General features: G+C 55.1%; 7 protein-coding genes and 2 pseudogenes. 5 read left to right on the forward strand and 4 right to left on the reverse strand.

Annotated elements, in window-relative coordinates:
* Positions 1–987 precede the first annotated feature (987 nt).
* The 4 genes and pseudogenes from M2368_RS05430 to M2368_RS05445 all read left to right on the forward strand — a co-directional run bounded on the left by M2368_RS05430 (position 988) and on the right by M2368_RS05445 (position 3,653).
* The gene (locus M2368_RS05430) at positions 988–1,383 is read left to right on the forward strand and encodes a hypothetical protein (RefSeq protein ID WP_498724130.1); all 396 of its coding nucleotides are present in this window, start codon (positions 988–990) and stop codon (positions 1,381–1,383) included.
* Between the two features lie 48 nt (positions 1,384–1,431).
* Positions 1,432–1,740, forward strand: a pseudogene (locus tag M2368_RS05435) (IS21 family transposase); the annotation flags it as partial.
* Between the two features lie 253 nt (positions 1,741–1,993).
* Positions 1,994–2,527 (forward strand): annotated as a pseudogene (locus tag M2368_RS05440) (transposase); the annotation flags it as partial.
* Positions 2,528–2,783: 256 nt separating this feature from the next.
* Positions 2,784–3,653, forward strand: a complete 870-nt coding sequence (locus M2368_RS05445) for a hypothetical protein (RefSeq protein WP_498724131.1) — start codon at positions 2,784–2,786, stop codon at positions 3,651–3,653.
* Positions 3,654–3,926: 273 nt separating this feature from the next.
* Here the strand turns inward: M2368_RS05445 and M2368_RS05450 are convergent, their stop codons facing one another.
* From M2368_RS05450 to serA, 4 genes are all read right to left on the reverse strand, one after another.
* A complete protein-coding gene (locus tag M2368_RS05450; RefSeq protein WP_498724132.1) occupies positions 3,927–6,566 on the reverse strand; it encodes a heparinase II/III domain-containing protein in 2,640 nt (879 codons plus the stop codon).
* 53 nt (positions 6,567–6,619) lie between these two features.
* Entirely contained in the window at positions 6,620–8,704 is a 2,085-nt protein-coding gene (locus M2368_RS05455; RefSeq protein ID WP_498724133.1) for a glycosyltransferase family protein, read from the reverse strand.
* Positions 8,705–9,192: 488 nt separating this feature from the next.
* Positions 9,193–13,998, reverse strand: coding sequence for a glycosyltransferase (locus tag M2368_RS05460; protein ID WP_498724134.1), 4,806 nt, complete (start codon positions 13,996–13,998; stop codon positions 9,193–9,195).
* A 423-nt stretch (positions 13,999–14,421) separates the two neighbouring features.
* The gene (gene serA, locus M2368_RS05465) at positions 14,422–16,017 is read right to left on the reverse strand and encodes a phosphoglycerate dehydrogenase (protein ID WP_498724135.1); all 1,596 of its coding nucleotides are present in this window, start codon (positions 16,015–16,017) and stop codon (positions 14,422–14,424) included.
* An 879-nt stretch (positions 16,018–16,896) separates the two neighbouring features.
* Between serA and M2368_RS05470 the strand changes: the two genes are divergently transcribed.
* Positions 16,897–22,761, forward strand: a complete 5,865-nt coding sequence (locus M2368_RS05470; protein ID WP_498724136.1) for a DUF4082 domain-containing protein — start codon at positions 16,897–16,899, stop codon at positions 22,759–22,761.
* Positions 22,762–22,774 lie beyond the last annotated feature (13 nt).

Genomic DNA, 22,774 nt, shown 5'->3' on the forward strand with positions numbered 1-22,774 from the left:
CGGAACCGGATTCACGTACGTATCGTTCATGATCAATATCTTCTCGCGGCGATTCCTGTCTTGGGCGACGTCGATGACACGGAGTTTGCGGAGGAAGCTCTCCGGATGGCTTTATGGCAGCGTCGCTAGTGCTCAGGGTCTCGTAAAAGCGCTGTTGAGGGCACCGTGAATCGCAGCGATGCCGGAGCCGAGTATACATCGCGAAGGTACACCCGGGCACTGGCCGATGAAAGACTGGTCCGTCGATCGGTTCGATCGGCGATGCATTCGACAACGCGCCGCCGAGACCGTGATGGGGTTGTTCAAGAATGAGGCCGCGACCGGGGATTCCCCGTTCCACATCGGAGCCTTGGCCTCTCAGACGCACGTGGATGACGTGGTGATGGAGTGGGTGCCTTGATACACAACCTGTGAGCCTTGTTCCAGCTAGTCTGGGACTGGCTGGCAGGATAGTTACAGGCTGTCCCACTCCTAGATGTGACTCTTGGTACAACTGACCTTCAGGGTGTCTTTTTCAAGACTTGTCCGTCCACGATCGTGAGCAGCCGGTACCTGACCGGCCCACTTCGGTAGCTTCTTTAGAAGATTGTCCACCCTCGCAGGCGTGACTCCTCACAGTTCTGTTCCGTCCTGATTCCTGCCCGACTGGCACCGGCCAATGACGGCCACCAATCATGTCCATCACAAAAGGAAAAGCACGGCGACCGCTTTGTCTATCGTCTCTAATTGCCACCCATTTGTCGTAGGTGCCGACACCCATGCACGAAACCACGTTTACGCAATCCTTGATTCCAGCAACGGCGCATTGCTGGATACGCAATCGTTCCCCACCACCGCAACCGGCACCAACCGCGCCAACAAATGGGTTGCCCGTCGATCCAACGCCGATACCGACACTCTCTGGGTTATCGAGGGCGCAGCGACCTACGGGGCAATCCTCACAGGCATCGTGGCTACTCATGGATCTCCATCGCAGAGGCACCGCGCATGGATTCAAAGAAGAATCGCGGCGTCGGAAAATCAGACGCCTTGGACTCCCACCGCATGGCCATGGCCATGCTGCCGTTGACGGTGGAAAATTTACGCTGTCCCCGCCTGAATGAAGGGATCCGCCCGGGTATACGGATTCCAGTGACCGCACGCGAATCCATGTCCAAGGGCCGCACCCGTTCAATCAACGCTTTGAATGCCTTGGCGCGAAGCAACGACCTCGGAATCGATGCACGCAGGAAGCTCACTGCAGTGCAGATCGAGAAGATCTCCCTGTGTGATTATTTGACTCTATGGGAGCCACCAATATTGCGCTTCAGAGCCACCTGGGAAAAACAGCATGATTACCGTTCAGAGCCACCCAATATTCTCCTTCAGAGCCACCTTGTATAGGCTCCTCCGACCACGAAAGAGTCTGCGTGGTGAAAGGAGCCATTTCCAATGGTACGAAAAATCAAAGCAAAGCGAATACTCCAACTTCACGCCGAAGGCATGTCAGGACGCTCCATCGCGTCCAGCCAAGGCATCTCCCGCAACAGCGTCGCCTAAGTTCTCAAGGCCGCCGACGCAACATCCCGTAGTTGGGAAGAACTCAAAGACCTGAACGAAGAAGATGCTTACCAACTCTTGTTTCCTGGCCGTGGCGATCATGGAGGCATGTTCGTGCAGCCGGACTGGTCCAAGATTCATAAAGAACTGGCAAAAGTCGGCACGAATCTGAAACTCTTGCACGCTGAATACTCAAATAAGCAGCCGGATTGGCATGCACAGCTGGGTGCGTCGGGCGACCCGATCACGGATCGGATTGTTCACAACACGGTCTAGGTCGAGGCCGGTGGGTTCAACATGCACGAGGCGTACTCCAGTTCTAGGTAGTAAGAACGAGTCGTCGTTACAGTGAAATGTTAGTTCAGAGTCGCCGGCTCACCGGGAGGGATACCGGTGGGTCTGAACGTGAATATTGGGTGGCTCCCATTCGGAATATTCGTGGCGCTCATCCGATCAAATATTCAGGTGGCGTGAGCGCAAGGAAGAACTGGCGTTGAATATCGCCCGGTCCGAAGCGGCCCGTCTGGCCAAGCATACTCTGGATTTGGATGGGCAACTGAAGTCCAACGAACAGAAGCTCGACAAGTTGGTCAAGGTCAGCGCGGCTGCACCCTTGCTCAAGGAAAAGGGATTCCGGGCGGTAGCGGCGGCGAAATGCCGCGTGGCATGGTCACACGAAGGACGGGTCCATAGAGAAGCTGCCTTCGCCTGTCTGGCCGGTGTAAACCCCATCCCCGCATCATCAGGGAACACTGTGCGGCATCCGCTAAACCAAGGCGGCGATAGGAGGCTCAACAGCACCCTGCACATGGCTGCCATGACCAGAATGACCTTTGACTCAGAGACCCGCGACTGTGTCGAGAAACCTCGGGCTGAGGGCAAAACCGACAAGGAGATCCGACGTTGCGTCAAACGATATCTAGCCCGCCGAGTGTTCAGAATCCTGGCGGCCTCGGCTCAGGAAAGAAGGGTTCAAGAAACGGCTTGACAAGATATAGAAGAGTCATGCCTGATTGCACCCGACCCTGGGCTGTCGGACTCCGGTGGAGTTTGAGGAACTCTATCTTGATGAAATCACCGGCACGATACCTGATGTTGCCGCTAGTAAATTCGCGGCATGATCTCCAGTACAGTTCAAGAATCCGATTCGGCGAACCCGTGATTACAGTGAAACTTCTTTGCCAGATTTTTATAGAGTAAACCCCATATCCTGATATTGGAGACCGGTGGCTTATGATGTCTTCATGCGCGAAAGACGTTTAAGTACAAGTGATGATCCAGTAACGGAATTCTCGAATCTGAATGATTTTGAGGCTTCACCCACCATACCGAGCGGTCGTATAGCAATTGGCTTTAAAGGTATTCCGGTCGATTTTCTCTTCGAAGATCGAGGCTATACGACAACAGTAATTGCCTTTCACGGTGCAGTGATGACCACCGTAAATCTTCCCTATCATATAGGTAGCGGGGTCCTAACGGATGTTCCTGCAAATAGAATTTCAATCTCAGATCCTTCTCTAACGCTTGGCGGCGCGTTAAAGCTTGGATGGTTCGCAGGATCAGAAGATCAACTCGGTCTTCAAGAATTTTTAGGAGCGGTTGTGGCTAAAATAGCCGATACCTCCAACACGGATAATTTGGTCTTTTTTGGAGCTTCAGGTGGCGGTTTTAGTGCGCTTGAACTATCCCGGAGGTTTCCTTCTTCGCTCGCAGTCGCGATCAACCCACAGACTTCGATTTCTAAGTATTGGAAGCCCGCCGTAGATCTTTACGTAGAAGTCGCTTGGCGCGGAAAAAACCCGTTCGTGCCGAATTCAACGCAATTAGTTCACGACTTGGTGGAAACTTATCCGGAATATCCGAATAACACTGTCGCCTACATTCAGAATAGGCGCGACACCCACCATGTAAAAGACCATTATCGCCCCTTTATGGATAAGACCAAGAATTCGGGTAGAGTCTGGGAGCTTCTGGGATCCTGGGGAAACGTTGGAACCACGGGTCATACTCCACCCCCAAAAGACATCACCGCTATGATCCTAAATCAGGTGGCATCATCCAACGGTAAATGGGACATCGGACTAAATCAAGCCGGTTTCGCTAAGGCTACTTAATCGTCACCTCGATTCATATGTATAGGAGTCATATTTGGTAGCGCCGGCGCGCGCATCGGATGTTAAATCTCGTGACGTAGAAACTGAAACTCACCACTTAATGGACAGCGGGTCTCAATACTATGCATTTCGGCGTACTGGTGCTACCAAAGACTTCAGCTAAACACAAAAAAGTAATTTACTTCTCAACTAATGTAATCAGGTGCCGCCACTGAGGCGTAAGAAATGGTTCTCATTAAGACTCTGAAAACTAAGATGTGTGCCATGCAGGATCTATCTATTTCGTACACTCGATACGAGTATCTCTGTGTTAAATGTCGGCATTTGAACATCACCATCACGAATAAAGACTCGTACGTGATAGTCCTGTCCGGAATCCACTTGCCAACTCCGCACTGGCTCGTTCGAATACGCGGACTTCGCAAGAAGTTGGTTGCCACTGTACAAATAGCAGGCAGCAACTCGCGTACTGAGAAGATCCCCCAACGCTATGACGAGTTCGTTGTTAATGTCGTCATACCTGAACACGTACGGGACCGTCACTTTTGACTGATTTAGAACAGCATGGCGTGCAAAATCTCGGTAGACCGTACCGATATTGCCATGGGTGACGTCCGGCATCACAGAAACGGATACAGGTTTGCCCGAGACCGTGGCCATTTTTTCAAAAGGGCGAATATGACCCAAAAGATGATGGTCCTCTTTACCAACAAGCACGGACACACGTGTGTGCGTCGAGGCATCTTTTATCAAATTAGAAATTATCTCGTTGGCCCATTCCCGATCGCCTTGGCCAGTGCCTCCAGCGAGATAACGTAATACTTCCTGGGCGTGCCCAGCAGTGTAGTTTCCTATCAGTATCTGCGGTGCTCCTACGATCACACGCCCAACGCGAGCAGCATAGCCATGAATCAGAGCTGCAGAGCCACCCTTTGATGATCCTATGGTAGTGATTTGCGATCTTTGAAGTCCTAATGATTCGGATATTTCCGAGATCAGCGCCTGCACCGAACGAAAAATAGCGGTGTCACGTCCGTTGGAATAGTAATATGATCCACGTTCTCCAAAGTCATCTAGGATAAATAACCTTGTAGTTCTTGTCCCTCGGAGCGCCGTACGATAGTCATGAGTGAAGTCTCCGCGCTGCCGCAAGGATGAAAAGATTACAGTAAGGGACTCGGCCGCTGAATCTGAGTCGCATTCAAGCATGTAGCGAAGCGGCACGTTGCCTGTCGAAGTCAACCACTCCCCTTCCGGAGTCACCCCGCGATCCACAAGAACAAAATCGCCCAATCTAACATCTGTGGTCACCGCGGCACTTTCAGCGAATAACTCCACTTCCAATGCTGTTGACTCCCGCGTTTTTCCCATCGACGGAAAATGTAGGGCTAGTTTGTCGGGATGTTGGTTTCCTCGGAGTAGGTTTAGCTTGACCGCAGTGTCCGATGAAACGACAAGTTCACCGATTTTCAAACCCTCACGATAAAGTTCGACTCCGCTACCTCGAAGTACAGGCTCCAAGTCTGGACCGAAGTGCCACAAATATGTATATCTATGAGATTCTCCAGAGGTCACTTTGTCTTGAATACGAATGTGAGTCTTTTCAGCAGACTCTCCGTGAGCTTCTACAAGCCGAGAAGCAACAACTCCATCAAATCGCGAAGTGAATGCGCAGACCTGCAGCTGGCTATCAGTTGACCCTAGATCCTGAAACCAAGTCTTGTCCATGGATCCGTCGTGTCTTTTGAGACCCTTCCCGTCGACCAGCAAAGTATTGTGTCCAGAGGACGAATACGCGTGCTGTACCAGTGGATCTCCATAGTCATATCCGTAGGGACCAGCATCATCAAGTATCGGAACGCCACCAGACTCAAGATACATACTAAGTTCGTCAGAATGCTTATGGTAAGAACCATGGTAGGCATTCGCCACTATTAGGTACGCAGCGTTTCGATCCGTCCAACTAGTCCTAAATGCCGCATAGCCGCTGTCTTCGAACACGGCGACTTTCTCTACTGGTGGAACCCCCTTTTCGTGGGTCACCGCCCATTCAAACTCAGCAGAGTTGTAAATCGAGACAGCGTTCAAGGGGATTTGTTCTCGACTAGTGTCACCAAGAGGAGCAAAGGCCGAGCCAGGAGTCGTTGCATGGAGAGCAAATCTCGCTGCTTGGACTAGCAAATTTCTGAGGAATGCTGATGAGGGCATACGCATCGCTGCGGCTAACCTGGCATAGTCTGACAGTTTTTCGCAAACGAGCAGGTGATAAACAGGCGAGTGTTCCTTATGAACACCATCCGAGCCAAAAGTAGTTCGCGCGTAAGTGAGGATACGATCCCATATGCCCAATATTTCAAAAGGTATTGGCCGTTCTTCGAGCTGGAGGATGGCGCCATAAAGTAGCAATGCGCCGTCCTGAAGCATCCCGTGATTATTCAGTCCTGAATGGAAAGATTCCTCGGAGAGAAGGCCCGCAGTTCTTTCGATTAGTGCTCCGAAGCTATCACCAAGTTGCGGTCCGATAGGAGAACGATGTAACGCCATCAGCGATTGGAGACGAAGCGCGGTAGTTTCGTCGTGATAAGCCATTGGATCAGTACCAGGCCGGAAGCCGAACTTACTCGTCCAATCTTCAAAAACGGAATCAATGCGTGCTACCAATGTGATTCGCTCATCATTGTTCAGCAGATTCCAGGCGCTAATCCAATCCAGAATATATTCAAATCCATGGAGCCAGCGCTGTGTCGATCTCGGATGGGGTTCGCCCCACATCTGCCCGCTGTCCAAGCTGAATGCTTGGTGTTGAGTAGAAATCACGACGTTTTCGTTCAGAAATGTGCGTGTGTGCTCCAGAGAATTCTCTCGCCCCTTTAGCAACTGCTTGCGTACTGTTTTCAGTAGCACATCAGCCATCTCTGACTCCATCGTCATATTTCAGATTCCGTTCATTTAACGATCAAGATAGATTAGACAGACACAGCTGCTAGTACTTTGTGCAGTTCGGCAAGGTCTGTAGCACATTCAGAAGTGGCTTCCATGAAACCATTATCGTCCTCATCGCGCGTGGCCAAAATTATTTGCTTGATAATATCTTGGTAAACCCCTGCTTCGTTGAGCTTATGCGATTCATGGATAGTTTTAAAGGAACTCAGTTCCTTGGTGCCCGATATTTTTGGCGTATCGCCAAATTCCAAAGCAACAGAATTCTCATTTGCGCCGATGATCCAACTAATTTCTCGAAGCCAAGCGCTACCTCCATGGACGGTCTCCATCGACCAAGAACAAGCTGTTGCGCTATCGTGTGACAGCTTGGATAATCCGTCCAAAACCATCTCTTGTTCCCACGGATCGAGCGGTACCGTACGCTCTGCTGGGAAAAGAAGTTTAATGTTGAACCGAGAATCAATGCTGCGCAACTCTTTGAGAAGCTGATAGGCGCATGCCACTGCCATCCCTTCATCCTCTGGACCCGCTACGACACCAACAGTGTATTTTGCAGTAGGTGTTTTCACCCGACGTGAGGTGTAGTCACATGCATCTGGAATAACAAATACCCGTGCTGTTGGAAGGTCCGCCCAGCGAGCCGCTAGTCGACGATCGCCGACTTCACGAATGAGAACGCCACTAAGTGTTACACCTTTGGGTACTGGCTTAGTTCCTTTGCCCCAGGTAGCCCAAAGAGGGTGCTCCGCATTAGGAAGCTCCGTTAGCAAGTCGCCTGGCGCAACGGTGAAGTCGCGAATTGTACTATCTTCTTTTTCGTTAATCGTGTCCGCGGAGTTATCAACTATTACCTGGCGTAGTTCTCCAAACACTGTTTTTATCGAGTGATTGAACTGCGGGTTGCCAATGACGTTCAGTCGTAGCTTAACGTCGTTCCCCAAGTCACCCTGAATGGCTCTTTCCAGCTCATTTTCAAGATAGCCCGCGCGAACGTTAACCCGGAAAATGTCTACCGCAGGCCCCGTAATTGTGCGTAGGGCCTCAAGATCAATGTGTTCCTCTGTCACTTTTTGCAATGCATCTAGAACGTCGCCATTGTCTATAAAGAGCGGGTAGGCGGTACCCAGTAGCGACTCGTGCATGGCAGTTCTGTTTAGTAGGGGCTGCACTCCGCATGCCAAATATTCAAGCAGTTTCGTCGATATTTCGTGGCTCGCGTCTAGTTCCGAACCGCGCCATGCCAGGCCGATGTCATGCTTACTTAGTTCCTGCATGGTTTCTTGCCTACTCATCCGCCCCAACCATTCAACGCCTGGAGAGTCGTTAATCTTTTCTCGCATCCTTGCGGACCATGTCGGTTCGGTGGCGTCGAACTGGATCTTGTCGCCGATCATTGTCAATTCAACATCGATGCCTAGCTCTGCGGCTTTTGCCGGAATTTCGCACATTTCGAGCGTTTTCCATGCGCGTGCAAATTTGCCCGCGTAGACCAGCCGAATTGCTCTGCCGGCATTTTCTAAATGTCCACTTTCAATAGCTTTTCCTGCCACCTCATGGGTATCAGGAAGCATCGGATACAGCACAAGTGTTTTACCTCGGGCTGCGGGAACATGATATTCAAGAAAGTCTCTTGCTTCGTCTGTCTGAGCGAAAACTCTGCGGGCTACAGTCGCAATACTCGTTAAGTCAGCACGAATTTCATCAGTCATTTCGCCCGCAGATTGGGGGATGTCTGTCATATAGGCCCAAAGCCGTGACCCGGCCTGAGGTAGCTTCGAAACTTCCTTACAAATCGCAAAGCCACGGCAAACTATCGCATCAAATTTACGTTGATCAATTAATTGCTCGATACGCAAGGCTGCGTTACGTTGTGAATAACTTGCGCTTCTGACTTGCTTAGTAGCGAAATCGTCGATTATTTCAAGGTCTTTGATTGCTTTGAGATCCTCAAATAACCCACCCTTTTGGGCGGGAGCCTTCAAAAGTAGCGACACTTTGGAGCTGGTCTGGGTCAAGGCATTGGCCATCGAAGTCAACCAAACGGCCGATCCATCGATGTAGCTCAGGTTGACGTCGCCATACAGCAGAACTTTCCGTTTCGCGTTCATTGCTCAGCATCTTTCCGATTCAAGTACAGTTCGTATCTGCTGGATGAGTGCCGGTTCGGGCATTCGCGGGCTATCGTCACTCAAATTAATACTGATGTCTCCTAGGGCGCGGAACCGTTCAAGATTAACGTTAGGCACTCGATATCCGCGCCGTATGTATACACATATCCCTCCGCCGCTTCGGGCTGTAGCTGCAAACTCTTCCAACTCGGAAACCCGACTCTCACCAATCGAACTGTCACTACCAGCCCAGGCCCCGCTTAGTAGAGCACTTTCATCAATGATCAAAGGTACCCCTCGAGATCCGACTACTTGATAAGTGCTTAGTCCAGGAACGAGGATGAGGACATTTCCTAGTCGTTGCCATTGGTCCAAGAACTCTGGCGCACAAATTACAAATGCATCTCGCCTAGAAGTTATCTGTCCATGCTCAGATCTTTGAACCAATCGATATGCGATCTTTTGCTGACCTTGATTTCCTGACTGAATCATCCGCGTTCTCCACCAGGTGCAATGAGGTGCTGAATGTCCTGTGAAACGGTTTCTAACGAATACTGGTCCTCTACTAAAGCTGTATCCGCAGGGTCATGAGTTCCATCAACGATCGCATTGGCTATTTGCTCAATGCTGTTTGAAATCCAGTGGCGCGGATAAATACCGTCGGCCCCGGGCCAGTACAGGACTGCAGGCCGAGCTCCGGAAGCAACGCCGTCTGCAATGGTGAAGTGGAATGATTCAAAATCACTAGTTGAAAGCGCGACTCCTATTCCTGAATACCATTCAGCCATATCATCGCCATGCCCCTCCAAGATAACGGTGCCAGGAGTAGATTCATTAATCAGGTCTATGCGGTCATACTGCTTCTTGTACCAAGCCATCTCAGCTGGACGCCTAAGCATCCACGGGTAGTCCTCTGGCCCTTTCCCCTTCACAACCATCCGATATTCTGGGTCAATCTCTCGAACCTTCTCAAGTATGTCTAGAGCTATGTCCAAGCGCTTGGCTTGCGGAACAGCGCCTACAAAGCCAATGGTTTTATGAGCTTGTGGTTTTTTCTGTTTACGAAGTTTTTCAACGTCGACCCCGTTGGGAATGATCACCGTTTTTTCGAGGGGCACTCCATGGAATGCAACTGCAATGTCCCGAACCAATTCGTTAACGAAAATATAAGTATCAACAGCGTCATGATTCACGTTTTTCAAGTACGAGGTTTTGATCTCCTGGCTATGCACACGGACGTATAGGCGCTGATTCGGCAACTTATTATTCGAGTACCAAATTGCATTGCCTAATCCCCACTCGCAAAGAATAACGTGAGCATGCTCCAGGGCACTCAGGCTGAAAGCTTCATCGTGTACTGTGTGGTTTTTCCATTTATCAATCTCGACTTCGGCCCCGGCTGCTACTAGTGCATCAGATATGCCTGTAATAAACTTTAAATCATGGCCGGGGATCAGGATACGAGTTGTCGAGCCGTCTGCTTCAACATACTTCTTTTCCATAGGGCTGATACTCACCGTTGAAAGGCCAGCGTCCACAGATTCGGAACTAGATATCACTGTCGTTGCTTGATGCACTACAAGAACAGATCGCTCTATATCGTTGCGGCTCCAATCAGCTCGTCGTAAACCAATTGGTAACGTTTCTCCACCTTCGGCTCTGGAAACAATTTCACCGCACTTAGCGGACCCTGTCGAAACGCGCACTTCATCGCATTCTTCGAACCGTGCGGCAGTAAGTAAGTCTTCATAAAAAGTTCGCGCGCGTCCGGCAATAAACATTCCTTCAAAATCTATGCTCTCGGGTAGTTCAGTGCCAATCTGTACTCCCCGGCGGCTTGCCAGCGTAGACAAGTCTTCCGAAAGAACAACAACAGCATTAGTTACGATCGCTGCTGGGGCAACAGTTTGCATCAGAAGATCCTGAATTGCCTTTGTGGTGTCAGATTCCGAAACTGATTCGAGATGTACGGCGTATGAAAATGCCCGACGATACTCGACCGAAACTCCTGCGGCACGCAACAGCATTGTGAGGATCATCGGGGCGGTACTTGTCCGATGCGCTTCACGAACGCTGCCCCACGCGGAGTTAAGCCAGATTTCAGGGTCACTCATGAGCGTTACAAGGTGGTCATCTAAATAATCCAATTTGGTTTTAGGATCAATAACAATTTCGATTAGACCTCGGGCTGTTGCCTCAATTGTGAGGTTTCGGTCGGTCGATTTTGGGGAACGCAGAATCGCTAGGGTTTCCGTCGCACGATGAAATGCTTTGCGAGAGTCCTCAAACAGCTCAGTGTGCTTCGCAAATCGCTTGGGAATACTTCTTTCCGTCTCACCCGTCGTGCAAACGAGTAGTCCGTGAACACGTGCTAGATCAAGCACCTGTTCGGAAGGCATTGCCTCAGGAAGTGCCGAGAAAACTTTCGTGCGGACCTGACGACCAAGTGGAGACGACTGCTGGGGGTCAAATATCGGGGTGGATACCGAAAGGCTGGTTTCACCCGTCGCTTCGAGCACGAGTAGTGGATCTATTTCATTTGTCCCGCTAAAAATCACGTGATCCGTATATCTCGCTAAATCGCTGATGACGGATGTACCTGCAGCACCAATATCTGAAACAAGAATGGATGGAATGTCCTGTGCCGAAGCCAACTGAAGAAAATCCTTGAGTATGGTTAAGTCCCATCCATTCTCGTCCATTCGACCCGTAAAAATTACAGCATCAAAATGCGTACTTTCAAGTATTGACGTCCATCGAGACGGGGAAGAGTCGATGGTGACTACCTCGCAGTGTTCGGCGAAAGGAACGGCCAAGCTCCCCTCGCCTACCTTAGCTAAACGAATAGAAGGCAATAGCTTCTTTTCCGGAACCGAGACTAGGCTTGCCGTCAACGAAGTAGCGGCGAATGTGTGGGCTTCGAGAAGTCGGGCGCAAACTCGCTTCCAGGTGCGTTCATCCCCTACCCATAAACGGGCTCGTCTCTCATAGCTTCGACGGAGATCGTCGTCTTCAATGAGCCCGCGCAGTACATTCTTCAAAGATTCGACATCGTCGGCTTTGAACAGCGGTGCAATTTCACCCTTTGAAGCTAGGTCACGTTGCGGAGATACGTCCGACATAAGGACCACGCGTCCGGCTGCAAAAGCTTCCAGAGGCTTAAGTGGAGACACCATTTCGGTAACCAAATTGGAACTACGAGGACAAACGACAACGTCGAGGCTAGCTAATAGACGACGCACATCTTCATGCGGGATACGTCCTAAGAAATGTACAAGGCGCTCGAGTCCCTTTTCTTTGACTGCCTTTTGCAGCTCCAACTCATGATTACCGGAACCTGCAATGACAAGACGACAATCTGTTCCTTGCGCATTGAGCAGTGCTACCGCATCAATCAGCAGGTCCAAACCCTCATACGAGACCAAGCTGCCGGCAAACCCAATTAGTGGGGCTTTCCCAAGTCCGGGAGCAGGTTTATATACGGGATCTTTCAAAAGTGGGCGAATAAGATTAATATCGACAGCGTTCGGAATGACTGAGATCTTGTCTTCGGACACACCTCGGCTCACCAATTCTTCACCGAGCTGTCGTGTTATGACGCTTACGGCATCTGCTTCGACAGCGACTTGAGTCTCTAAGTCTGCGTCGAGTTTGTATCTTTCTGACGTTCCCCAATGCTCGCTCTTGGTAGCTTGTGTAACTTCCCACAGACCACGGACCTCATAAACGAATGGAATACCAAGACGTCGCGCAGCGATCAAAGCTGGCAAAGCTGTCTGGCTATTTGAAGCCGACTGGATCACAGCAGGACGGAATTTTAGGGCTTCTCTCACGATGGCGTCCGCTGCAACTTGCATATAGGTGCCCCGTGGAAGCTGATCCAAACCTGCTGTAGGAAGATAAACATATTCTACGTTTCCAGTATCATTCAAGATCCGTTCTCGTTCCGGTTTATTCGGTACGATTACGTCCCATGGATAACCTGGTCGCCCGAGAACACGGACTTTACGACCATTGGCAACTAGACCCTCAGCGACTCCCTGAGTACGAATGGCGTATCCATTTGAGTGGAATTCAGGCGTTGCGTGAACGCAATAAAGAACTCGGTCTGCTTCGGGTTCGACCAGCGGTCCAGCAGATCGAGGAGGCAGTGGCGGCAATGATGCCTGCATATTTGCCGCATCGCTGATTTGTCGAGCCAGCAGTGCGCCTCGTGCATTAAATTCACTTACCAATTGCGGATGGTTATGTATCAATGCGGCCGGCCGAGTAATCTCTCCTCGGTCGTTCCAGAGTCGCGCTAATAGCGCTACGAGTGCCGCCGCGGTGGGAGTTGCATGAAATACGTCCAGCGCCTCATCGAGATCAGGTGTTTTACTGGGGCCGGCCTTAGAAGGCACAACCTGAGAAACTTTCGCTAAGGGAGCCTTCGGAGTAACGGGCTTTACAGTTGAACCTGGTGCGGCTTTCGCTACAGCAGTTTTAGGAGTGGCAACGGGAGTACCTGGAACTGCCTTCGCCACCGGAACTTTAGCAACGACGGGCTTCGCAGTCGCGTCTTTCGCCACGGGAGCTTTAGAAACAACGGACGTCGCAGTCGCGGCTTTCGCCACGGGAGCTTTAGAAACAACGGACGTCGCAGTCGCGGCTTTCGCCACGGGAGCTTTAGAAACAACGGACGTCGCAGTCGCGTCTTTCGCCACGGGAGCTTTAGAAACAACGGACGTCGCAGTGGCACTTGGTGCAGCGTTCGCTACCGGAGACGCAGGTGCGTACTTCGCCACTGGAACTTTAGAATCAACGGGTTTCGCAGTGGCATCCTTCGCGGACGAAGTGTTTAGAATCTCAACGCGAGGATCCGAGGCCTCGACTAATTTTAGCGTTGAATCCTTAGACTTTTCCGAGTGTGATTCTGCATCATGCTTAGTCACCCTTTCACCGATGACGTGACTTTGTTCGTTAGCTGAATCCAGCGATCGACGATGCGCATCTGCAACCAATAGCTGCTGGTACTTCGATATCTTCTGATCAAGTAGCTTCAATCTAGAATCAATGCGACCCTGTTGATTGAAGTGGCGTTGCGTTGAGAAGAAATTAAACAATAATGCTACAAGCAAAAATAAAGAACCAAAAATTCCTAAAACCAAGGCTATGACTGGTGGATTTCTTACGAGTATCCAGATCAAGACAAGTAGGGCTATGATCACACCACTCAACACGAACATTGAAATTACATACGTTGATTTAATATTCTTGGTCAAAGCTGGCAATTTTCTGCTCTTATCTGACATCATCAATGTTTCCCCATAGCGCGACAGCCTAAAATTTTTTGATCACTGAAATCAATTGTCGAAACGAGGCTTGCGTCACCAAGGCAACGCTTTACTCAGAGTCCGTCAATCAGATTAATTCTAGCCCGTAGTTGGCATGGGTTGCCCTACATTAAGCGCGTCTTATCCATGGTGTCGATTTACTCTGTGAGTGCCTGCACAAAGAGAGATTCCTCGAAATGTAGGTTGATTAAACAGCTGACCATATAGAAGCGAAGCGATCACTCGGTGGCCGTCGGCTGAACGCCAAGTTGCAATGAACGCAGGGGCGCAAATTAGTTTAACCTGCACGCGTCTGTCCAGTGAAGCTCACCTAGCAAAAGACCGGTCTTGAACGTTCAGCGCGCTCAAGACCGGTCAAAAAATATTAGGAATCGCTAGGACATGTTAGTCAGCTAGGTTGATCTCTCGCGCCACGCTCGCACCAATCGCCGCACCCACAACATCCAGAACGCCCTGCGGCAGTGCGGAATCAATGTTGATGACAGCCAAGGCCTCCGCCTTCTTTTCATCGCGCGATACCTGCATGCCGGCGATGTTGACGCCCTGCTCCCCCAGCACGTTGCCCAACGAGCCGACAACACCCGGACGATCCGCGTAGCGGACGACGATCATGTGATCCGAAATAGGGATTTCGATTTCGTGGCCGTTGATGCCTACGAGCTTCTCGATCTGCTTAGGACCGGTCAAGGTACCCGCTACAGCAAGCTGGGTGCCCTCGTTGGTGGACCCCTTGATGGTCAGCTGGTTGCGGTATTCAGGCGAATCAGGGGTGGTGATCAGACGGGTAGCAACACCGCGCTGCTCAGCCAAGACCGGGGCATTCACGTAGGAGACCTGATCCGAAACAACGTCCATGAAGACGCCTTTGAGTGCCGAGAGCTCCAGTGCCTTGACATCCAGTGAAGCGATCTCGCCGGCAACTTCAACGTCAATGCTGGTCAGCGAGCCGGAAGTCAATGCGTTGAAGATACGGCCCAGCTTCTCAATCAGCGGGATGCCAGGGCGCACGTTCTCATCGATGACGCCGCCGGCAACGTTCACAGCATCCGGGACCAATTCGCCGGCCAGTGCCAGGCGAACCGACTTGGCAACCGAGACGCCAGCCTTTTCCTGTGCTTCATCAGTTGAAGCGCCCAGGTGCGGGGTGACGGTGACGTTCTCGAATTCGAAGAATGGAAGATCAGTGCTTGGCTCCTTGACGAACACGTCAATGCCAGCGCCTGCGATCTCTTCATTCTTCAATGCTTCGTAAAGCGCGTCTTGATCCACCAGACCGCCACGGGCCACGTTGACCACGTATGCGGACTTCTTCATCTTGGTGAAGGCATCCTTGCCCAGCATGCCCAGGGTTTCCGGGGTCTTTGGCATGTGGATGGTGATGAAGTCGGCCTCAGCCAACAGCTCGTCCAAGGTCAGCAGGGTGACACCCAGCTGTGCTGCACGGGCAGGAGTGACGTATGGGTCATAGGCAACGATCTCCATGCCGAAGCCCTGCAGGCGGGCAGCAACCAGTGCACCGATGCGGCCCAGTCCGATAATGCCGGCTTTCTTCTCGAAGAGTTCAACGCCGGTGTAGGCGCTGCGCTTCCATTCGCCGTTCTTCAGCGATGCGTTGGCAGCAGGAATGCGACGTGCCAGGGACACGATGTGGCCCACGGTCAATTCAGCCGCGGAGATGATGTTGGAGGTTGGAGCGTTGACCACCATGACGCCAGCCTGGGTGGCTGCCTTGATGTCTACGTTATCCAGGCCCACGCCGGCACGGGCGATAACCTTCAGGTTCTTTGCTGCGGCGATAGCTTCGGCATCCACCTGGGTTGCGGAGCGAACGAGGATTGCATCTACATCGGCAATGGCTTCGAGCAGCTGGGAGCGGTCAGCCCCGTCGGTCTGACGATTTTCAAAGTCGGGGCCGAGAGCAGCAACGGTTGCTGGGGAGAGTTGTTCGGCCAGAAGTACGATTGGCTTGTTGTCAGACACGGGTGTGGCACCTTTGCGATTTCTTGGGCTGATGCTTGCATGGAGGCAGCTATTTTCCACTGCCTACATTTCCAGAGTAGCGCTATGCATCCCCCGTTTTCCCTCGAATTCATGCATGTTACGCAGGGAAAATCCGACTTTGTGAAAACTTTCACTTATTCGATAGACTCTGACGAGCGCTATCCTGGCATCAGCGAATATTCTTGCGAAATTCCGCATCCAAGGCCAACCTGCCGTCTGCCGCCAGGTTTGTTGCGGTCCGGGATACGCCACATAAAACCAGTTGATTCCCGGATCCTCTCGATGGCCGCCAGCACTTGCGATAGCGTTCATCCACCAAATAGCACTCTCGCCCTTGGAGCAGAGTACCGCCTATTCGTGAACGCATTACTTTCCGGCGGGAACACCAGTTCAAGGCACACTGCAGCATGCAGCGCACCGAGTGTCTGGGGAATCCTGAAACCACATACTGGCATCTTCGGCCGTGCGGCCTTGGGGGATGGCTTTGGCGCGCATTGGCGCTTGACAGCCCATACCCCGTCTCCGTCTGGGAGAAGGGACAAGGCCAAACCTGAAGCAGGATAGTTCGCAGCCCGACGACGTGGCCATCACCCGATGGACCCTCCTGCCTGTTCCAGCGTGGTGCGCCTGGACGGCGGTCGAGGCTTCCGTTACCCGTCCAGGACTTGAATCTGCACAGGCAGCGTCCGCACCCCGTGGTTTGCCTTCACTCCAGAGCCACACCCTAGATACTCTCGTTTTCCGTGTAACCGCTATCTGGCTGATGCAGGCAGTCCATATTCTGGGATCAGGTGTGGCCTGTTGCTTGCCGCGCTGTCGATTATCCCGTTGAAAACGGGTTCTCTCCAAGGGGATGGAATGAGCGCGGCGGATCTTCATGTCAAGGAATTACCGCTTTCCAGCGCCCGTCGCATGCTGCTGATAGCCATTGCCGGCGCAGCTTTTGCGGGCTTGGTATTTTCCTTGCTGGTTGCCCTGCCCGCCAGGGCCGCCGATCCCTGCCAGCCAGCTGATAATCCCATCGTGTGCGAGAATTCCAAGCCGGGTGCTCCGTGGACCGAATGGGATATCCAGGGGGCAGGAGACAGCTCGATCCAGGGTTTCGCCACCGACATCAGCGTCAATGTCGGTTCGCCGGTCGATTTCAAGATCGATACCGATGCGCCTGACTACACCATCGATATCTACCGCACCGGCTGGTACCAGGGATTGGGAGCCCGGAAGATCACCTCCATCTCCCCCAGCGCTGCGTTGCCGCAGAATCAGCCAGCGTGCCTGACCGATTCTTCCACCGAACTCACCGACTGCGGCACTTGGAAGGTCTCGGCGAGCTGGAATGTCCCGGCCGATGCGGTCTCCGGCGTCTACCTTGCCAAGCTCACCCGCAGTGACAACGGGGGCTCAAGCCACATCACCTTCGTAGTCCGCGATGAAGCCAGTACCTCGGACGTGCTCTTCCAGACCTCGGATCCCACCTGGCATGCTTACAACCTCTATGGCGGATCCGACTTCTATTCGGGTGCGGCCAATGGGCGCGCCTTCAAGATCAGCTACAACCGCCCCTTCGCCACCCGCGGCGGCATTGAATCCAGGGACTTCTACTTCGGTGCCGAATACCCGATGGTCCGCTTCCTGGAACGCAACGGCTATGACGTGAGCTACTTCTCCGGAGTGGATACGGACCGGCACGGAGACCTGCTGGCAAACCACAATGCTTTCCTCTCGGTTGGCCATGACGAATACTGGTCCGGCGCCCAACGGGCAAATGTGGAAGCCGCCCGGGATGCCGGGGTGAACCTGCAGTTCCTCTCCGGCAATGAGGTGTACTGGCGGACCCGCTACGAGCCTTCTAACACGGGAGGAAATGACTACCGGACCCTGGTCAGCTACAAGGAGACCTGGTCCAATTCCAAGATTGACCCGTCCACCGAATGGACCGGCACCTGGCGCGACCCGCGTTTCGCCCCGCCAGGCCAAGGCGGCGGATTGCCCGAGAACGGCTTAACCGGAACGGCCTATGTGGTGAACTCCGGAGATCTTCCGGTCACTGTCAATAGCGAAGAAGGAAAGTTGCGCCTGTGGCGTGACACCGAATTGGGCGGCCAGGACCCCGGCAGCACTACCGAGCTGGCTCCGCACACCGTTGGCTACGAGTCCAACGAGGACCTGCCCAACGGCTTCCGCCCTCCCGGGCTCATCCACCTGTCCACCACCACCGGCGAGATCCCCGAATACCTGCAGGATTTCGGCAACCAGGTGGCGCCGGGAACGACCACGCACCACCTCACGCTCTACAAGGCGGCCAGTGGAGCCAGCGTCTTCTCGGCAGGTTCTGTGCAATGGACCTGGGGCCTGGACCAATGGCATGACGGCAATGGCGCTGAGGAAGACCCCCGGATGCAGCAGGCAGAGGTGAATCTGCTGGCCGATATGGATGCCCTGCCCTCCACGCTGATGGACGAGCTGTCCTACCCGGACGCGCCCAAGGACCGGCAAGCGCCGACCGTCCAGGTCACCGAGGCACCGGCGAGCGCCGTGGGCTTTGGCGACCGGATCTCGGTGAAGGGAACGGCCAGCGACGGCCAAGGGCAAGTCGCGGCCGTCGAATATTCCTTCGACGCCGGGCAAACCTGGAAGCTGGCGCAAGGCACCACGCAATGGTCCATCGACGCGGTGCAAATGGGCACCGGTGAGCAGGATTTGCTGGTGCGCGCCGTCGACGATTCGGGGAATTACCCGCAGACGGGAACCCCGGTCCTCTACGAGGTCACCGGCCCGTACAGCGCCTACGGCCAGTTCACGCCCCGGACCCCGGATTCCGGCGACGGCTCCTCGGTGGAGCTGGGCCTGCGCTTTACCGCGGCCAACGACGGCTATATCACCGGGGTGAGATTCTACAAGTCCAAGGCCAATACCGGCACGCACACCGGAACGCTGTGGAACCTGAACGGCACCGCCCTGGCCACCGCCACATTCTCCAACGAAAGCGCCGAAGGCTGGCAAACAGCCACATTCAGCAATCCGGTGGAGGTGCAGGCCGGCCAGGAATTTGTCGCGTCCTACTATGCGCCCCAAGGCCATTACGCCATGCAGCTGCAGGACTTCGCCTACCGCGGCGTGGATGCTTCCCCGGTCAAGGTGGCCGGCGGCTTCGGCACCCCGTCCGCTGGCCTCTACAGCAGCTCTGCCGGGTTCCCCACCACCGCGTGGGACCGCAGCAACTACTACGTGGATGTCCTCTTCGAAACCGGTGCGTCCATCGAGCTCAGCGCGTACGGGCAGACCCCGCTGGATACCGCCCGCAGCGTCCCGGTGGGCACCGCTATCGGCGCCACCTTGTCGAAGCAAAGCGATCCTGCTTCGGTGGGCATCACCGTGAAGAATTCTTCCGGGCAGGAAGTCGCCGGGCAGAGCGCCTATGACCAGACCACCCGCCGAGCCACTTTCACCCCGGACGCTTCGCTGGCAGAAGGCGAGGCCTATACCGTGGTGCTGGCGGCCAAGGACCTGACCGGAAATGACGTGGCCCGTGGCAATACGTGGTCCTTCCGCACCATGCTGCCGGTGCCCGAGGATCCTTCGGCCTGCCCGTGCGGGTTCTACAACGACCAGGAAATCCCGGCTGATCCTGCGGTCAATGACGGAACCCCTGTCACCCTGGGCACCCGCTTCAGCGCCGATACCGACGGGGTGCTCAACGGGTTGAAGTTCTACCGTTCCCCGGGGGAATCCGGCTCGCATACCGGCTGGCTCTACTCGGCTACCGGCAGTGCCATTGCCCAGGTGCAGTTCCCCGATGATTCGGCCACGGGCTGGCAGTATGCGCAGTTCGATTCGCCGGTGTCCATCAAGGCCGGTACCGAGTATGTCGCCGCCTACCGCAGCAATGGCATCTATCCGGTGACTCCCGGCAGTTTCGGCCAGCCGACCACGGCCGGGCCGCTGCAGACCACCGGCAACGCCGGTCAGTACAGCTACGCCGAGGAATTCCCCGGAACCCGCGTCTCGGCCAGCTACCTGGTGGATGTCAGCTTCACCCCGCAGGCAGCGCCCGTGGGCCTCACCGCGCAAACCCCGTCGCCGGGGAAGAACGATGTCCCGGTCGACACGCAGATCTCGGCGGCCTTCAGCGAACCGCTGGAATCCGGGGCAGCACTGGAGGTCAGCACCCCTGGCGGCCCGGTGGCCGGCAGCTCGGCCCTGGATGAGGACGGGACCACGCTGCGCTTCACCCCGGACGCGCCGTTGCCCGAGGCCACGGTGGTCACCGTGGCGCCCACCGGGATCTCCGGCACCCAATCCGGGGATGCCGAGATTGCCGCCTGGAGCTTCCGCACCGCCGGGCAGGGCACTGCGCTGAGCACCTTCCTGGGCGAGCAGGCCCCGGGCAATACGGATCCTGGCGACAATGCCGCGGTGGAACTGGGGCTGAAATTCACCGCCCGGAAGGACATCGCGATCCACGCGCTGCGCTACTACCAGGGGCCGCTGGGCCAAGGCGAGCATACCGGCGCCATCTGGGATGCCCAAGGAACCAAGCTGGCCTCGGTTGCCTTCGAATCCGCTGCAGCCGAGGGCTGGCACACCGCCTACCTTCCAACACCGCTGGCCATGGTCGAGGGCAGCGAGTTCATCGTCTCCTACCAGGCACCCAGCGGCGGCTATGTGTACACCTCCGCTGACTTCGCCGACGGCAAGTCGAATGCGGAGCTGGCCCTTTCCGGATCCAATGGCTTGTTCACCTATGGCTCCGGCAGCGTCCCAGCCAGTTCATGGAATTCGAGCAACTACTTCGTTGACCTCGCCTACACCACCGCAGATGGCGCCAGCACTCCGGGCCCGTCTCCGACAGCTACAACTGATCCCAGCCCCACCGCCGCGCCGTTGGAAGTGACCGCCCTGTCCCCCGCCGCCCAGTCCTCCGGCGTTGCTCCAGATGCCAAGATCACGATGAGCTTCAACCAGAAGATCGATGCGGCCGGCACGCTATCGGTGGCCAACGGGCAGGACGCCATTGCCGGGGCCACCACGCTGGAGGAGAACGGCACCATGCTCTCCTTCACCGCAGATGAACCGTTCCCGGCCGATGCCATCATCACCATCTCGCCCCAGAACATCAAGACTGCCGGAGGCCAAGAGGCCAGCGTGGAGCCGTGGTCCTTCCGCATCCAGCCGGACGCGGCGCAAGATCCTGACGACTGCCCCTGCGGATTGTTCAGCCGCCTGGACTTGCCGGCGGTTCCCGCCATCTTTGACGGCGTCCCGGTCACCTTGGGAACACGTTTTTCCACGGATACCGCCGGGCAAATCCTCGGCCTGGAGTTCTACCGCAGCGTCGGGGAAACCGGCGCACTTGACGGCTGGCTCTATTCCTCCACCGGAGAAGCCATAGCGCAGCTGCAGTTCCCGGACATCCCGGTCTCCGGCTGGCAGTACGCGGCCTTCGACGCGCCTGTCGTCATAGACCAGGATACCGAATACGTTGCCGCCTACCGCAGCAACGGCGTGTACCCGGCCTCGCCCGGGGCCCTGGGAAGCGCCCTGCAGGTCGGCGCATTGAAAACCACCAGCTCCGCGGGGCACTACGGCTACGGTGAAGGATTCCCGGCCTCCACGGTGTCCACCAGCTACCTGGTGGATGTCAGCTTCCAACCGGAAGCGGAGCCCCTGGCACTGGCCGGCCGCACCCCGGCGGCCGGCCAGGCCGAGGTAGCCACCGGCAGCACGATCTCCCTGGAATTCAACCAGCCGGTCAGCAGCCAGGCGGAGATCATGGCCAGCGCCAGCGGTTCGGCGATTCCCGGATCCACTGCGGCCAGCAATGGCGGCAAGACCTTGACCTTCACCGCCGACACCGGGCTTCCCGAGGCCAGCGTTATCACCGTAGATGCCCAGAACCTGCTCGGCGACGGAACTGCGCAACAAGTCATGGCCCCCTGGACCTTCAGCACCGTCGGCGCCAACGCCCCGACAGCATCCTTCCTTGGATTGGATTCCCAGCCCAGCGTGCTGGATCCGGGCGATAATGCGGCGGTGGAACTGGGCCTGCGCATGGTGGCCGAACAGGACCTGCGGATTCATGCCCTGCGCTATTACCAGGGCCCGCTGGGTGCTTCGGCGCGCACCGGCACCATCTGGGATGCCGGCGGCAGCCAGCTGGGCAGCGCCAGCTTCGATGCCACCAGCGAGCAGGGCTGGCACACCGCTTATCTGGGGACACCGCTGGATATCGCCCAAGGCACCGAATTCACCATTTCCTACCAGGCGCCCCACGGCGGGTACGTCCACTCACCGGGAGAGTTAGCTCAAGGCAAATCCACGGCCGGGCTGAGGCTGGAAGGCTCCAACGGCGTCTTCCGCTACGGTGCCGGCACCATGCCCGGCAGTTCATGGAACAACACGAACTACTTCGTGGACGTGCTCTACGAGGTACCAGAGGCGGCCGCACCAGCCCCAAGCAGCGCGCCGGCAGATGCATCGGCATCCACCGTCCCACCTGATTCCAGCTCCTCCACCACTGCAGACCCATCTGCCTCGCCCAGCCCGCCAGCGACGCAAGACCCGGCACCGGGCGCAACCAGCACCCCCGGCGATCTGGGCAGTCCAACGGCCGAGCCGTCCACCGGCGCCCCGGCTTCTTCCACAGCGCCGGCCCAATCCCCGGGCAGCTCCGGGCCAGGAATGGGAACTGCCAGTCCGAGCACGGCGGGCCCGACTCCCTGAGTGCTGCCTGGCC

It is taken from the genome of Arthrobacter sp. JUb119 (genome assembly GCF_024807995.1).
Classification (GTDB): domain Bacteria; phylum Actinomycetota; class Actinomycetes; order Actinomycetales; family Micrococcaceae; genus Glutamicibacter.